The organism is Paenibacillus enshidis, assembly GCF_042136365.1.
In the GTDB taxonomy this organism is placed as follows: domain Bacteria; phylum Bacillota; class Bacilli; order Paenibacillales; family Paenibacillaceae; genus Paenibacillus; species Paenibacillus enshidis.
Window position 1 is genome coordinate 1 of sequence record NZ_JBHHMI010000046.1, and the last position, 14,618, is coordinate 14,618.

Genomic DNA, 14,618 nt, shown 5'->3' on the forward strand with positions numbered 1-14,618 from the left:
ATTTAAAGTATAGCACATGCTCTAGTGAGCCAAGGTTAAATTCTCATGACGAAAGGAGGAAGCATGGACCTTTCGGCTTTCGAGCCACCCATGGTAGCCCTTATGCCGAGCGCAATTCCTCACACGACTAAAGTCGCGTGTGTCCATGCGCGGTTATGAAGCTGGTAAATGCCGCCCAAATCCGCATTTATCCCGCTTTTATGGACGGGTGCCTAAACGCCCTGCGCACCTGATACATACAATGGACTATCAATCTGTAAAGGAATGTGATCTGAATGCCTCAAAACTATACAAACCGGAGGGCGCAGCCACATCGTTCATTGACCAATTATAACTCATCCCCTTATCCCGGGGCCGCCCCTGCTCTGGATCCGCTTACGGCCGAGGCCACTGCGCTGGTGCCCTATAATCCGTCCTACAATCCGGCTGGTTCTTTTGACACGGCAGCCCCCGCCAGTTCGTCTTCCTCCGGCGGCGGACTGCTGGGCAATCTGCCGAATCTGGGCGAGATCAAAGGCATCATCGACCGGATGGGCGGTATCGACGGCATGCTCAACACGCTCGGCAAGGTGCAAAAGGTGATGTCAGGCATCCAGCAGTTTGCCCCGATGGCCAAACTGATCATGGGCGCGCTGCCTTTCGGCGCAGCGAAGGCTAAATCAGTAAACAATCTCGATGAATATGTACCCCGACGAAAAAAAAGAAGAAAAAACAGCAGCCGCAAACGGAGCACCTCCAAATCCCGCCGCAGTCCGGCAAAGCGCAGTAAGCGCTAAGCTTTATTTTCAAAAATTCACCTGAACCAGCCCCTTCTGGAAAACCAGTAAATCATGCCGGAACCGAGCAGGAGCATAAAAGCAAGCATCGCGAAATAGCCGTATTTCCAGCGCAGCTCAGGCATAAACTGAAAGTTCATCCCGTAAATCCCTGCGATCAGGGTCAGAGGCATGAATATCGTCGTAATGACCGTCAGTGTCTTCATAATGGCGTTCATCCGGTTGGAATTGAGCGAAATGTAGCTGTCTCTCAGGTCGGCCGTCATTTCACGGTCGGCGTCAATCATATCGGAAAGCTTCAGCAGGTGGTCATAAATGTCCGTAAAATAGGCTTTGTGCTCACCCTGTCCCTGAATATGCTCGGAATTGACGACCCGGTACATTAAATCCCGCATCGGTACAATCGTGCGCCGCAGCTTCAATAACCGGCTCCGCAGCTCGAATACCTGATTCATCAGCTCCTCGACCGACTCGCTGCGGCTCCGGTTTTCCAGCTCGGCAAGTTCGTCTTCGATCCTGAACAGGCAGGGAAAATATTGGTCAACCAGCTTATCCATGACCGTATACGTCGCTCCCAGCGTGCCTCGCGCCCAAATTTTGCGTTCCCGGGCATGCTGCACGACCCGTTCCCATGCCTGATCGAGCTCCTCAAGCTGTGTTTTATGGTAGGACACCAGAAAGCGATAGCCCATAAAGAGATCTACCTCCTGTACCGTCAAGTGGTCCGGGTCAAGCGCATGCAGAACAAAAAAATGCACATCCTCATAATAATCCACCTTGGGCCGCTGCAGCACATAAAGGCAGTCCTCGATCGCCAGCGGATGGAAATGAAAATAGGTATCCAGCAGCGCCGCTTCCTCGTCCGTAGGATCGCAAAAATCGGCCCATATCCATTCATATTCATCCGGCTGTATATCGGTCAGTGGAATGCCAAGCTTTAACTGATGATCCTTCCCGATGGCTATCGTCCTGATCAATCCGTTCATCCCCCTCTTCTGAACCGGCAGCATCCATTCCTTTGCCTTCATTCTATACACATAGCTTTTCCCGTAAAGGAATAAAAATCATAATTTCCTAACAAAAAAAGCCCCACAGGGGCTTCACAAATGGTTTACATATTGTTTACATACTAGAACAGCAGGGTGAAGATCAAGCCTGCCAGCAGAGCAGAAATCGGAATCGTAATGAACCAGGTCACCACAATCCGTCCTGCGAGGGACCAGCGCACGGCGCGGAACCGTTTTGCTGAGCCGACACCCAGAATCGCCGAGGTGATCGCATGAGTCGTGCTGACCGGGAGATGCAGGAGCGTGCAGGTGAAAATAACGGAGGCTGCCGAAATATCCGCTGCGAATCCGTTAATCGGCTCAATTTTAAAAATTTTCGTGCCCATCGTCTTGATAATTTTCCAGCCGCCGATCGATGTACCGAGCGCCATCGCCGTTGCCGCCGAGATTTTAACCCAGAGCGGCACCTCCAGATGGTCCTGGACGCCAGCGGAGACGAGCGCAAAGGTGATGATGCCCATCGCCTTCTGCGCATCATTCGTGCCGTGCGTGAAGGACTGCAGGGCTGCGGTAATGATTTGCATCGTGCGGAATCCCTTGTTCACCGTATGCGGGCTTCTGCGGGCAAATATGTACTTGAGCACCATCATGACGATATAACCGATGACAAAAGCGATCAGCGGGGAGAAAATTAACGCCTCCACAATGTCGATGAAGCCTGTCCAGTTGACCTTGTCCGAGCCCGCACCCACGAATACCGCACCGGCAAGGGAGCCGATCAGCGCATGGGAGGAAGAAGACGGGATACCGAACCACCATGTGACCAGGTTCCAGATAATGGCCGCCAGCAGTGTCGCAATGACGATGTCGATTCCGTTCGACAGCTCCGCCGGATTGGCCACGCTGCCCCCGATGGTCTTGGCCACCCCGGTGAACATCATGGCGCCGACAAAGTTCATCACAGCCGCCAAAATAATGGCACGCCGCGGTGTCAGTGCTCTCGTCGAGATCGATGTGGCGATGGCATTGGCGGTATCATGAAAGCCGTTTATAAAGTCAAAGGCCAAAGCGAGAAATATGACAATGCCTAGAATGAGTAGACTTGTATCCATGAAAATAGGACCCCTTACGAGTTGCGCATAATGATAGATTCCAGCTTGTTGGCTACATGTTCGCAAGAATCAGTAGTCGTTTCCAAACGTTCGTAAATTTCTTTGCGCTTGATCAGCTCAATCGGGTCATTAACGGTCGCAAACAAATTTTTAATGCAAATACGGAGCAGCTCGTCCCCCTGGTTCTCCAGGTCGTTCAGACGGATGGTATGCTCGCGGAGCGCAAGCAGCTTCTTATGGGACAAAAGATGCACGGCCTTTTGAATCTCATAGGCAGATTGACGCAGAATGTCCGCAAACTGAACGATGTATTCGTCAGGCTCGGTAAGCTGATACATATAAAACCGTGATGCCGTCGCTTCAAGCCCGTCCAATACGTCATCCATGGTGGTTGTCAAATCCATAATGTCGTCCCGTTCCAGCGGCGTAATAAACGTTTTGTTCAGCTCTTTAATAATCGTGTGTGTGAATTCGTCACACTTGGACTCGTATTTCTTCATTTCTCCAGCAAATAGCGTGACGTCCTGCAGGTCTGAAATGTTCTGCGCAAAATAATCGGCAGCCTGCACGATCGTATCCGCCATATTTTCCAACGTCTCGAAAAAGATGTCCTTTTTCTTCAGTTTCATACGATTACCCCTTTACCAAAAATTGATGCTCGTTGGGTTCGACTATATTAGACAACCTTTGCTATCTTATCATAGGTTGTATCTATTTTGTAAAGACCCTGTAAACATTGTAAACGCTATTTTAAATATTCTTCAGCCTTCCACTTATTCCCCTGTCCGCTTACCCTTGATTCTCTGTATTTAATTGGGCCGGTTGGGTAATCGAGACATGTCCGTCCAGCGGCTGCTCATTCGGAACGATATGAATATAGGTCTGTCCGGGAACCAGTGAAATTTCGGCGTTTCCTTCATAAAAGCGGATGATATCTCCATTAGCATGCTTCCATGTTCCCTGGATCATCCGACCCTCGCGGAAAATGAGCGCGTCCCCGCCGCTATCCAGATCCACAGCCAGCCGCCCGACATCATCCAGCACCTGATGGCCCGTGCTCATGACCACCACGTTAGCCGCACTCAATGGCTCCCCGTTATTCAAATCAATGTGCGGCTCCCCATTCACCGATCTCAGGTAGATCTGCTTGTCCTCATCATATGTATAGGATACGCGGTAGCTTTGCAGCAGAAAACGGATATCAAAGGCCGTCACCTGTTCTCCGTCCGTCATTGGCTCCGGCTTGGCAAACGTATACTCCGGAACATTGGAGCTTGTCGGATACCCCCGCTTGTCCGCTCCTTCCAACAGCTTCGGCAGACTGGTATATAAATTATGCGGTGCCTTACGGTCCTTGCTGCGCCAGAAGGATGGGCCCGCATTTGTAATTTCATCAAGATGCTGCTTCCCCTGATGCTGGAAAAGGTCGTAGGCGTCATTGCTTCCTCCCGCATGCACAGGCAGCGCTCCGTAGCTTTCCGCCAGCTCGATCAGATAAGGGCGGATGCTGCGTACAGGACCGATGTTGACCTCTCCGCCTCCGCTCTGAAAAAACGCCACCAGGCGTGTGATACCGCCTTCAGCGAGCACCTCATACACGATATCCGCCCCGCTGAGTCCCGATTGCGGACGGGCGGCAGGGGCGTTGTTGATCATCACCGCCAGCGGCCGTTGATCCGAAGGTTCGTCTATGGCGAGACCTGTGAGAGGCGCCGTGTACTTCGGTTCCGTCTCTGCCTGGGGCTCCACCGGTTCCGGAGCAGGGTCCTCCATGACGACGGGCGGAGCCTGCGGCGGAGCTTCCTCCTGGGGGGAACAGGATGTCAAACCTATAATGGCGAACAGTGCCAGGGTACCACAGACTGTGTTTTTGCTTAACCGAATCAAAAGACATTCCTCCTGGGTTCCATTTTTTTCATTATAAGCAATGAAGGGCGAGGTTGTCTCTTAAATATGGAAGCCTTTAAATTTTGCCGGAACCGTCGAGAGATAAAAATTTTAAGAAAATTTATGAGATTGTGATTTTTATCACAAATAAAACCTCAGACCTATTCTACAATAAAGACATGAAAGAGATGATCATCTTCTAAAATAAAAACAAGGTAATCACCTTATGAAGGAGTGGTAAATATGTTTAACGCATGGCTTAGAGAAAACCCGGTGGCAACATGGATTCTGACCGTAGTGAGGGTGGTGCTGGGCTGGAGCTGGATGACTCACGGCTGGGAGAAATTAACGGGCGGATTTGATGCAGGAGGCTTCCTGACAGGAGCCATCGCCAAGGCAACAGGTGAGCATCCGGCGGTGCAGGGCTGGTGGGCCAACTTCCTTGAAGCCTTCGCCATGCCGAATGTGGGCCTCTTTAACTTCCTGATTCCTCTGGGTGAATTCCTGGTGGGTGTCGGCCTGATTCTCGGCACACTGACTACACTGGCCGCTCTGATGGCCATGGTCATGAACTTCGCCTTCCTCTTCTCGGGCACAGTAAGCACCAATGCAGTGATGGTACTGTTCGAGATCTTCATCGTGGTCGCAGGCGCCAACGCCGGCCGCATCGGACTGGACCGTTGGGTGCTGCCTTACCTGCGCGGCCTGTTCCGCAGACATGAAGGCGGCGGGAATAAAGCCAAGGTTGCCTGATCGGTCAAAGGTACTGACAATATAGCAAAATATACAGTGAGAGCGCCGATTTTCATCGGCGCTTTTTTTTGCAGGATTGCAAAAATACAGCACACAAAAGCACCCTGAAGCGCACCTCAATATCTTGAAAAAAGATATCACGGAGTGCCGCAGGGTGCGTTTTCATATCAAAACGTTCCGAACATCCAGCAATTCAGGCTCAAACAGCCATGGTCATAGGACTGGAACAGCTTTTCTGCACTTCTGTCGTGGTCCGCCGCCCCCATCGCATAAAACAGGGGGGCAAAATGCTCCTTGGCGTAGGATGGAACGGCCTCATGCGCATAAGGCGCCCTTTTCCCGTAATCAAACAGTTGCTTGAGGTTCCAGGTCTCCAGCTGCTCCCCGATCCAATCATCAAAGGCGGCTGCCCAGCTCTCGACTTCTTCGGTTTCCCGCAGCAAACGCAAATTATGTACGAGCCCCCCGCTGCCGATAATCATGATGTCCTGCTCGCGCAAGGAAGAAAGCATGCCACCAATCATGTACTGCTCCTTGGGCGAACGCCTGGAATCAATGGACAGGGGGATGACGGGAATATCCGCTTCAGGATACATATGGTTCAGAATGACCCATACCCCATGATCAAGTCCCCTGTTCTGAACCGGCCGGGTATGCAAATTATGCAACTTGAACAAACTGAAAATCTCATTATGAATCGCCGGATCTCCGGGTGCAGGGTATTCGATTGTGTACACTTCCTCAGGGAAACCGTAAAAATCATGCAAAGTTATGTGCTGTTCATCAACGTCAACACATTGATCGGGACTATCCCAATGAGCGGAAAAAACGACAATCCCGCGGGGTCTGGGCAGCCGTGAACCCAGTTCCTTCAGAAAACGGGCATACGCATTGTTCTGCACAGCCAATGCAGGTGAACCGTGCGCAACAAATAATGCAGGTACTGTCATCGCTGCCAACCTCCACACGCCAATTTAATCGTTGCCCTTCTATTTTACTCCTGCGCATGGGGATTTTCCAATAGTGTCAAATCATCCAGTGCTGCCATTCTTTTTCAAGCCGTTCACGTTCATCCAGCCATTCCATGGTCCGCTGAATCAGTTGCGCACGCTCCGGACCCGAAGAATAGGTATGGTCGGCCTGAAAAATAATTTCCTTGTCACACCGGCTTTCCGAGCGCATCCAGAAAACCTTCTGATAGAGGAAGGCATAGTCCACCGGAATCACATCATCTGAAGTGCCATGAACGACGAGCACGTCCCCGCTGAACTTGACGGCTTCCTGGAAAGGCTGGAATTGCGCCAGGGATTCAAAGAAATCAGGGGTAAGCTTGTAACCGAGGTAGTCCGCCTTTCCTTCCTTAACCGCCTGATCATAGACATTGCGCCCGGTAAGCTTCACGATATCATTGAACGGATAACCGACAGCCGACCAGAGCACGAGATTTTTCACCCTCTTATCCCGCACAGCCGTCAGAACGGCGACCGCACCGCCCAGACTGTGGCCGATCAGCGTAATCTTCTTCGGATCCACATCGGCGCAGCTCAGGGCGTAGTCCAGCACAGCGCGCGTCTGATGGATCATGGCCTGGATGCTCTGTTCCCCATATTCACCGGTGCTCTCGCCGCAGCCTGCGTAATCAAAGCGGAGCACCAAATGCCCCGCATCTGCAAGCCTGCGCGCCGTATTTACAAATAGCCTGTCAACCCCGATGCGGCTGCCGACAAACCCGTGGCATATGATCACCAGCGAATTGCGGCTCTGGCAGCCCGTCTTCTCCACCCCGCGCGGATAATGCAGCGTTGCCGTCAGTTCCTCACCCTCAAAGCGTATGCCAATCTGTCTTTCCATCTGCCTCTCCCCCTGTTCCTTAATTTCATCATTTAACCATTAATTCCGATCTACTTAATATGATTTATTGTACACATCGCTCTGACGGGTGTCAACGGACCTTATCACAATGCTGCAAAAGAAAAAAGACGCCTGCTTCCCGAAAAGGTTATCTCCTCTTCTGGGCAGCAAGCGCCGCTGGAATTCAGCAGCCTGAATTACTCGTAGCTGCGCCGGTACATCGCATGGGTCTCACTGCGGCCTTCCCATCCCGTTAAAACGGAATCGCCGACCTGAGCGTCCTGCACATGTCCCCGACCTTCACCGAAGTCATCCCCGAATTCCGTATCCTCGACACGGTAACGCGGAGCATTGCCTTGGACAATATGTCTGACTTTGCCGGAATTCAGTCCGCTGTTCATATGCTGGCCCCTTCCTCTCCTGAAAAAATTGAGTGCAGCTCCCGCAGCATCCTCCATATTTTTCAACAGGAAGCGTTGTCAATATACATCGCTGACAAATTATTTCTGCGTAACGGACTTTGCGATAATGAGCCTGCTCACGTATACTGGATTTCATATGGATGGTTTGCAGGAGGTCTGATGAATGTATCAACCCAATTCCGGAAAGCAGGGGCAAGACAAGCCTGAATCCCGGCTCAAATATTTTGCCATGATCGCCTGGATCGCTTTGACCTTCTTTTTTACAGCGGTTGCGCTGCTCGGTCTGGTTGTGCTTGCAACTGGAGGCAGTGCAGCCCCTTATGAGAAAATCAGCAGCTCGACACTGCTTATTGTAGCGGCCGGTGCGATTCTGCTGATTGAAGCGTTAACCCGTTTTATGGGCAGCCCGGATGATGAAGCCGGGCAGGATACGGCTCCGGGGGACAAAAACGGACAAGCACGCGCACCTGAGAAGCCGAAGCTTGATTTGAAATCAATGCTGCTGTATGTGGTTCTCGTTGTGGTCATCCTGGTCGGGGGCATTTTGCTCAACAGAAGCCTGCCCGTGTTCACCCTATCCCCATGGATAAGCTTAATCATCGCCGTTATTGGCTGGGCCGGGCTTAAACCGCTGTTCCTGCGCAAGAAAAAATAACAGTACATCATGCCAAGAAGGCAGCGAGAAAGGGGAGTCCCATTGATCCGGAACTCCCCTTTTGCCTGCTCTAAAACCGTGCGAGGAATGACAATCAGATCAGCATATTGAACAGGTTAACGTCCTTGTTCAGTTCGATATACTGGATTCCCTTGTGCTTCATCCGCTCAATCAGCGGCAAATAATCTTCTTTATGCAGGAGCTCGATTCCGACCAGGGCCGGACCGTTCTCCTTATCGTTCTTCTTCGTATATTCAAAACGGGTAATATCGTCTTCCGGCCCGAGCACATCCTGCAGAAATTCCCGCAGAGCGCCTGCCCGCTGCGGGAAATTGACCATGAAGTAATGCTTCAGCCCCTCGTACATGAGGGAGCGTTCCCTGATCTCCTGCATCCGGTCGATGTCATTGTTGCCTCCGCTTATGATGCAAACGACCGTCTTGCCCTGGATTTGCCCCCGGTACTTGTCCAACGCAGCAACAGGCAGCGAGCCTGCGGGCTCCACCACGATGGCACTTTCATTGTACATCTCCAGAATGGACGTACAGGCTTTCCCTTCCGGCACCTTCACAATCTCGTCGAGGACGTTGGAGCAAATGCTGTAAGTCAGCTCCCCAACCCGCTTGACGGCGGCGCCGTCGACAAATTTATTGATTTCCTCCAAGGTTACGACACCGTTATTGCGCATCGCTTCACTCATCGAAGCTGCTCCCAGGGGCTCCACTCCGATGATCTTGGTTGATGGACTCATCGTTTTGATATAAGTGCCTACTCCGGCTGCCAGCCCTCCGCCGCCGATGGTCACAAACACATAATCCGCGGGAGCATCCAGGCTCTCCATAATCTCCATGCCGATCGTACCGTTGCCGGCTACTATTTTCGCCTCATCAAAAGGATGAATAAACGTCATGCCCTGCTCTTTGCACGTCTTGACAGCTTCCTCGTAGGCATCATCAAACGTATCTCCCGTCAGAATGATCTCAACACTGCTGCCGCCGAAACGGCGCACCATTTTGACCTTCTGGTTGGGCGTAGTGCTAGGCATATAAATCTTGCCCTGGATACCGAGAGCATTGCAGGAATAGGCGACTCCCTGGGCATGGTTGCCCGCGCTGGCGCAGACAATGCCTTTGCTTACTTCCTCTGCCGACAAGCTGCGGATCATGTTATAGGCGCCGCGTATTTTGAATGAACGCACAACCTGCAAATCCTCACGCTTCAAATAGACGTCACAGCCGTATTTGGCCGATAGCATCGCATCCCGCTGCAGCGGTGTCCGCACAATCACATCACGCAGCAGATGATGCGCACGCACGATATCTTCCATTCCCACCGATGGAGCCCGCTGGGAAACTTGCTTTGGTTTCATAATTATCACCCACACTCCGCTTACTTATATATGTCTATCTAATATGAACGGCTATTAAAGACCGCTTTCGTTATCATATTACGTTTCTCGCCGGAAAGTGTAAAGACTTCGTCCCTTTTTCAAGCATCAAAATGAAAAAGGGGCTCCGTTCCTGGAAAACGGGTGCCCCTTATAAGTATGTTTGCCTAAAGTCAGCTTATTGCTTAACTGGCTTTTCATTCAAATGTTCGATCAGTTCCGCAAGCTTGGCGTCGCCCTCGGCGGAACCATTGAAGGAGGATACTGCGCGCAGCGGCAAATATTTCATAATAGCCTCACCCATCTCCCCCATAGACTCTGTGTCGAACAAGCCTGGCATGGAATAATTTTTTAAGAATGTATGCACATACTCCCTCTCTTCATCGGTAAGCGCCGGATGATGCAGCAAATCGCCGACCAGGGAGTTGCGGTGCACCCGTACAGGAAGCAGTTGTTCAGATATGACCTCTACCTTTTCAGTTAGGGCGATATCCGCAGAGGAGGACCCGGCCATAATTGTGAACGTGCCGCTCTCCACATGCCAATCCTTAAGCTCCACGTTGTAATAGGCAAAGGCGCGTTTGTCCAGCATAATCGTCACCGTTTTTTCCTCTCCAGGCTGCAGCTCCACCTTGGCAAAACCCTTCAGCTCTTTCGCAGGGCGAATCACGGTGCTCTCATCGTCCTTCACATAGATCTGAACGATTTCCTTGCCGGCCACGCTGCCCGTATTTTTCACATTCACTTGTACTTCAAGGGCATCGGTGTCCTTGATGCTTGAAGAGCTGAGCGTCATGCCCGTATATTCGAACGCCGTGTAGCTCAGGCCATAGCCGAATGGGAACAGCGGCTTCACATTTTTGGTGTCATAATAACGGTACCCTACGAAAATGCCCTCACGGTATTCCACACGGTCCCCTTCACCCGGGAAGAACAGATAGGAAGGGTTATCGCTAAGCCTCTGCGGGAACGTCTCCCCCAGCTTGCCGCTCGGATTTACCTTGCCGTACAGCAGATCCGCGATGGCGCATCCGCCTGCCTGGCCACCGAGATAAGCTTCGAGCACCGCTTTTGCGCAGCCAAGCCATGGCATTTCTACCGGAGCACCGTTACTGAGCACCACCACCGTATTGGGCTGCACAGCAGCTACAGCTTCGATCAGCTCAATATGCGCAGGCGGGAGCTGCAGATGCTGACGATCATAACCCTCCGATTCATAACGATCAGGCAGCCCAGCGAAAATGACGGCCACTTCTGCGGCTGCCGCGGCCTTCTTTGCCTCTTCCAGCAGCTGCGCATCCGTCTCATCCTGTGCAATGCGGTAGCCCTGCGCATACTGCACGCTACCTTCGCCCGCCAGCTTGGTCAGCTCCTCCAAAGGTATGTCCAGCTTGGTCGGTACAATATGCGAGCTGCCTCCGCCCTGGAATCGCGGCTTCTGTGCGAATTCCCCAATGACCGCAACAGACCTGCCTTGAGCAAGCGGCAGAACGCCGCCCTCATTCTTGAGCAGCACCATACTTTCTGCTGCAGCCTTGCGCGCAAGCGCGTGATGGGCGTCTGCATCATAGGTGGCGTTTTCTTTTCTATGGTCCACCGTTTTGAAGATAATCGTCAGCAGACGCTCAACCGCACGGTCCAGCACCCCCTCGGACAGCCTGCCGCTCCGCACGGCTTCGACGATCTTGTGGTCTCCAGTACCACCGCTCGATGGCATCTCCAGCTCCAGGCCTGCCGCAAGGCCTTCAGACCGCTCGTTGACCGCACCCCAGTCGGATACAACAAAACCTTCATGGCCCCACTCGTCCTTCAGGATATCTGTCAGCAAATATTTATTTTCGGAGGCATAGGTTCCGTTCACCTGGTTGTAAGAGCACATGACCGTCCAAGGCTGAGACTGCTTCACGGCTCCTTCAAAGCTGGCCAGATAGATTTCCCGCAGCGTACGCTCATCTACAACAGCGTCCACGGACATCCGGCGATGCTCCTGGTTATTCACCGCAAAGTGCTTCAGCGAAGTGCCGACGCCCTGGCTTTGCACACCCTGAATATGGTTCGCGGCCATCTCCGTGGACAGATAAGGGTCCTCGGAGAAATATTCAAAGTTTCTGCCGCAGAGCGGAGAACGCTTAATATTCACGCCGGGGCCAAGCAGAACAGCTACATCCTCGGCCTGACATTCTTCGCCAAGCGCAACGCCTACCTCCTGAATGAGCTCACGGTTCCATGAGGTGGCAAGACCGGCCGCAGATGGAAAACATGTCGCAGGCACGCTGTCCATCAGCCCCAAATGGTCCCCGCCTTCCCTTTGCTTGCGCAGCCCGTGCGGCCCGTCCGTCACCATGATTGAAGGAATTCCGAGACGTTCAACACCCTTCAGGCGCCAAAAATCCTGGCCTGAACACATACCGGCTTTTTCCTCAAGTGTCATCTGCGCAATTAAAGCTTTAATATCTCTGCTCATTGTTGATTGGCCTCCCAGCGATAAAAAAATATATTTAGGCTAACTTATAATAACGTTTTCATTCTTGATTTTATGTAGGTTGCTTTCTTAGTTATGGTATTTTTTTTGGATTTTCGGTAATATTTTTATGACAATGATGGTGAAAGGATGTTCACTTTTGGGCACATATGACTCTTTGCCGTTTGACGCAGATTATATATGCCAGCTGATTTATGATGCCTACCAGATCCCGGTCTGTTATCTCGATGCTTCCAGACAGCTTGCAGCGGCACAACCCGAGCCTGCCCGGATTCCGGTAAACCCGCTTTACGCTTCGCTCAGGGATGCGCTTGATAGCTTGCTTAACCCGGAGGAGCCCAGAGATTTTCCTATCCTGAAAGCAACGGCATATCTCGAACGTTATGTCACTGTCAGGCCTGGTCACGCAGATGGGGAATCCGGCTGCTTCATATTGGGACCAGTCTTGTTTTACCGCATGAATGAGCAGTCCGTCACCGGTCTGATGGCCGATTGCAGCATTCCGCTTAAATACAAGGATGAGTTGATCAGCTACTACAATTCCGTACGGTATGCTGGAAAAGCCCCCCTGCTGCAAGCGGGGATCCTGCTGTATTCCCTGATCAGCGGCAGGCAGCTTGAAATGGAGGAGGCCTTGTCCCGCAACCGTGAATACAAGCTGACCGTGGATTGGCCGGAGGACAACATTTACTTGAATCTGGCCGACCGGCGGGAAAACGTCATGCTTCATAATGACCCTGTGCTGGAAAAAACGATGCTGCACTACATCCGGGAAGGACGTAAAAAAGAGCTCGCTGAATTTTTGGAGGAAGGAAGCGGGTTCGAAAATCCGGGAGTGCTGTCGAAGAAAAGCAATTTACGCAGCCAGAAAAATTTGTCAATTTGCGCCATTGCCCTCGCCACCCGTGCCGCCGTAGATGGCGGCATGCCTGTCGAAATGGCCTATACCCTAAGCGATTTGAGCATACAGCATATCGAGGAACTGCATGAAGTTCGGGAGGTCATTCGTTATACGCATGAGTGCCTGTGCGATTTTGCGGACAAGGTGCGATCCGTGCGGGAAAAGCGTTATTCCAGGCCGATATCCGTTTGTCTGAACTATATTTACAATCACATTTATGATGAGATCAGCCTCAACCGGCTGGCAGAGGAAGCCGGGCTTCACCCGAGCTACCTATCCCGCCTTTTTCGTGAGGAAACGGGGCTGTCCATGACGGGATACGTGCAGCAGGCCAAGATTGAAGAGGCCAAGAAGCTGCTGACGCTCACCAATTACTCGCTGGCCGATGTGTGCAGCAGGCTGCGTTTTAATGATCAGAGCTATTTCACCAAGGTATTCAAAAAATATGCGGGGGTCACCCCCCGTGTATTCCGTAGCCAGCCGGGAGAGTAATAAGAAAAACGAAAACGTACACCGACGTACCAATCTGAACTCTAAAAAACCGTCTATCGCCAGGGCATCACTGCCACATGGACGTAGACGGTTTATGTTAAAACCCGATCGGTCAAACTGTGTACTTTTCTGCAAACCAGCGTGCAGCGGCCTCAACTTCGGTGCGTGTCAACTGATGGCCGTGCCGCTCCCAGTGCATTGTCACTTCTGCCCCGGCGCCTTCCAGCATATCGCGCAGCTCCTCCGTGCCCGCCAGCGGAATCATCGAGTCATTCTCCCCTGCCCCGATAAACACCGCCAGGTCCTTCAGGTCGGGAAGCTGGAGATCACGGAGCGGCACCATCGCATGATGGAGAATCGCGCCACGCAGCACATCCTTTTGATGGAAAATCATACTTGCCGCGATGTTCGCGCCATTGGAGTATCCGATGGCCACCACGTTGCGGCGGTCAAATTCATAACGTTCAGCAGCTTCATCCACAAAAGCAGACAGCTCCTTCGTGCGCATGACCAGATCCTCCAGATCGAATACACCTTCAGCCAGACGCCGGAAAAAACGCGGCATTCCGTTTTCCAGTACATTTCCTCTTACCCCCAAGACAGAAGAGCCCGGCGATACCAGCTCTGCCAGCGGCAGCAGATCATGTTCATTGCCTCCGGTTCCGTGCAGCAGCAGCAGTACAGGCGCATCAGGGTTGCTTCCTTTGCGAAATATATGATTCATAACAAACAGCCGCCTTTCATTTTGTTTAATATTAAGATTCTTATATTTGAATTTTATTATACACAAGACCGCTCCGTTAAACAACCATTAGTTACTTGACTGTTGCAAAAAACTTGTCGTGTAAGTTTTTGACGAATGTTATATAAAACTGTAAACCGAATAGAAGTAT

General features: G+C 51.8%; 14 protein-coding genes. 4 read left to right on the forward strand and 10 right to left on the reverse strand.

The window, feature by feature from the left end:
- The first annotated feature begins 275 nt into the window (after positions 1 to 275).
- Entirely contained in the window at positions 276 to 776 is a 501-nt protein-coding gene (locus ACE41H_RS24395) for a tyrosine protein kinase (protein ID WP_375358170.1), read from the forward strand.
- A 17-nt stretch (positions 777 to 793) separates the two neighbouring features.
- On the opposite strand, the gene corA is transcribed toward ACE41H_RS24395, so the two are convergent.
- The 4 genes from corA to ACE41H_RS24415 form a co-directional block, all read right to left on the reverse strand.
- Positions 794 to 1,753 carry a magnesium/cobalt transporter CorA gene (corA, locus tag ACE41H_RS24400; protein ID WP_375358183.1) on the reverse strand — a complete coding sequence of 320 codons (960 nt, stop codon included), beginning with the start codon at positions 1,751 to 1,753 and terminating at the stop codon, positions 794 to 796.
- A gap of 152 nt (positions 1,754 to 1,905) precedes the next feature.
- Positions 1,906 to 2,895 (reverse strand): inorganic phosphate transporter, encoded by a 990-nt coding sequence (locus ACE41H_RS24405; RefSeq protein ID WP_375358171.1) that lies wholly within the window; start codon positions 2,893 to 2,895, stop codon positions 1,906 to 1,908.
- Positions 2,896 to 2,909: 14 nt separating this feature from the next.
- Positions 2,910 to 3,524, reverse strand: coding sequence for a DUF47 domain-containing protein (locus ACE41H_RS24410; RefSeq protein WP_375358172.1), 615 nt, complete (start codon positions 3,522 to 3,524; stop codon positions 2,910 to 2,912).
- Between the two features lie 160 nt (positions 3,525 to 3,684).
- Entirely contained in the window at positions 3,685 to 4,782 is a 1,098-nt protein-coding gene (locus ACE41H_RS24415; protein ID WP_375358173.1) for a DUF3048 domain-containing protein, read from the reverse strand.
- 243 nt (positions 4,783 to 5,025) lie between these two features.
- Here ACE41H_RS24415 and ACE41H_RS24420 point away from each other — a divergent pair, with 243 nt between their 5' ends.
- On the forward strand, positions 5,026 to 5,535 hold the full coding sequence (locus tag ACE41H_RS24420; RefSeq protein WP_375358174.1) for a DoxX family protein: 510 nt from the start codon (positions 5,026 to 5,028) through the stop codon (positions 5,533 to 5,535).
- Between the two features lie 167 nt (positions 5,536 to 5,702).
- Here the strand turns inward: ACE41H_RS24420 and ACE41H_RS24425 are convergent, their stop codons facing one another.
- The 3 genes from ACE41H_RS24425 to ACE41H_RS24435 form a co-directional block, all read right to left on the reverse strand.
- Positions 5,703 to 6,485, reverse strand: coding sequence for a DODA-type extradiol aromatic ring-opening family dioxygenase (locus ACE41H_RS24425; RefSeq protein WP_375358175.1), 783 nt, complete (start codon positions 6,483 to 6,485; stop codon positions 5,703 to 5,705).
- A gap of 76 nt (positions 6,486 to 6,561) precedes the next feature.
- On the reverse strand, positions 6,562 to 7,386 hold the full coding sequence (locus ACE41H_RS24430; RefSeq protein ID WP_375358176.1) for an alpha/beta hydrolase: 825 nt from the start codon (positions 7,384 to 7,386) through the stop codon (positions 6,562 to 6,564).
- 197 nt (positions 7,387 to 7,583) lie between these two features.
- Complete coding sequence (locus ACE41H_RS24435) at positions 7,584 to 7,787, reverse strand: hypothetical protein (protein WP_375358177.1); 204 nt, start codon at positions 7,785 to 7,787, stop codon at positions 7,584 to 7,586.
- A 184-nt stretch (positions 7,788 to 7,971) separates the two neighbouring features.
- Here ACE41H_RS24435 and ACE41H_RS24440 point away from each other — a divergent pair, with 184 nt between their 5' ends.
- On the forward strand, positions 7,972 to 8,463 hold the full coding sequence (locus tag ACE41H_RS24440; protein WP_375358178.1) for a hypothetical protein: 492 nt from the start codon (positions 7,972 to 7,974) through the stop codon (positions 8,461 to 8,463).
- A gap of 94 nt (positions 8,464 to 8,557) precedes the next feature.
- On the opposite strand, the gene ilvA is transcribed toward ACE41H_RS24440, so the two are convergent.
- Together ilvA and ACE41H_RS24450 are read right to left on the reverse strand one after the other, a co-directional pair.
- Positions 8,558 to 9,832, reverse strand: coding sequence for a threonine ammonia-lyase IlvA (gene ilvA / locus ACE41H_RS24445; RefSeq protein ID WP_375358179.1), 1,275 nt, complete (start codon positions 9,830 to 9,832; stop codon positions 8,558 to 8,560).
- A gap of 196 nt (positions 9,833 to 10,028) precedes the next feature.
- The gene (locus tag ACE41H_RS24450) at positions 10,029 to 12,314 is read right to left on the reverse strand and encodes a beta-glucosidase (RefSeq protein ID WP_375358180.1); all 2,286 of its coding nucleotides are present in this window, start codon (positions 12,312 to 12,314) and stop codon (positions 10,029 to 10,031) included.
- A 157-nt stretch (positions 12,315 to 12,471) separates the two neighbouring features.
- On the opposite strand from ACE41H_RS24450, the gene ACE41H_RS24455 reads away from it, so the two are divergent.
- Entirely contained in the window at positions 12,472 to 13,725 is a 1,254-nt protein-coding gene (locus tag ACE41H_RS24455) for a helix-turn-helix transcriptional regulator (protein ID WP_375358181.1), read from the forward strand.
- Between the two features lie 112 nt (positions 13,726 to 13,837).
- Here the strand turns inward: ACE41H_RS24455 and ACE41H_RS24460 are convergent, their stop codons facing one another.
- A complete protein-coding gene (locus ACE41H_RS24460) occupies positions 13,838 to 14,449 on the reverse strand; it encodes an alpha/beta hydrolase (protein ID WP_375358182.1) in 612 nt (203 codons plus the stop codon).
- Positions 14,450 to 14,618: the final 169 nt, after the last annotated feature.

Bases quoted from the DNA above. Each gene is read 5' to 3' on its own strand.
- ACE41H_RS24395 (WP_375358170.1), top strand. From the start codon at position 276: ATGCCTCAAAACTATACAAACCGGAGGGCGCAGCCACATCGTTCATTG.
- ACE41H_RS24440 (WP_375358178.1), top strand. From the start codon at position 7,972: ATGTATCAACCCAATTCCGGAAAGCAGGGGCAAGACAAGCCTGAATCC.
- ACE41H_RS24425 (WP_375358175.1), bottom strand. From the start codon at position 6,485: ATGACAGTACCTGCATTATTTGTTGCGCACGGTTCACCTGCATTGGCT.
- ACE41H_RS24460 (WP_375358182.1), bottom strand. From the start codon at position 14,449: ATGAATCATATATTTCGCAAAGGAAGCAACCCTGATGCGCCTGTACTG.
- ACE41H_RS24430 (WP_375358176.1), bottom strand. From the start codon at position 7,386: ATGGAAAGACAGATTGGCATACGCTTTGAGGGTGAGGAACTGACGGCA.
- ACE41H_RS24450 (WP_375358180.1), bottom strand. From the start codon at position 12,314: ATGAGCAGAGATATTAAAGCTTTAATTGCGCAGATGACACTTGAGGAA.
- ACE41H_RS24410 (WP_375358172.1), bottom strand. From the start codon at position 3,524: ATGAAACTGAAGAAAAAGGACATCTTTTTCGAGACGTTGGAAAATATG.
- ilvA (WP_375358179.1), bottom strand. From the start codon at position 9,832: ATGAAACCAAAGCAAGTTTCCCAGCGGGCTCCATCGGTGGGAATGGAA.
- ACE41H_RS24405 (WP_375358171.1), bottom strand. From the start codon at position 2,895: ATGGATACAAGTCTACTCATTCTAGGCATTGTCATATTTCTCGCTTTG.
- ACE41H_RS24420 (WP_375358174.1), top strand. From the start codon at position 5,026: ATGTTTAACGCATGGCTTAGAGAAAACCCGGTGGCAACATGGATTCTG.
- ACE41H_RS24435 (WP_375358177.1), bottom strand. From the start codon at position 7,787: ATGAACAGCGGACTGAATTCCGGCAAAGTCAGACATATTGTCCAAGGC.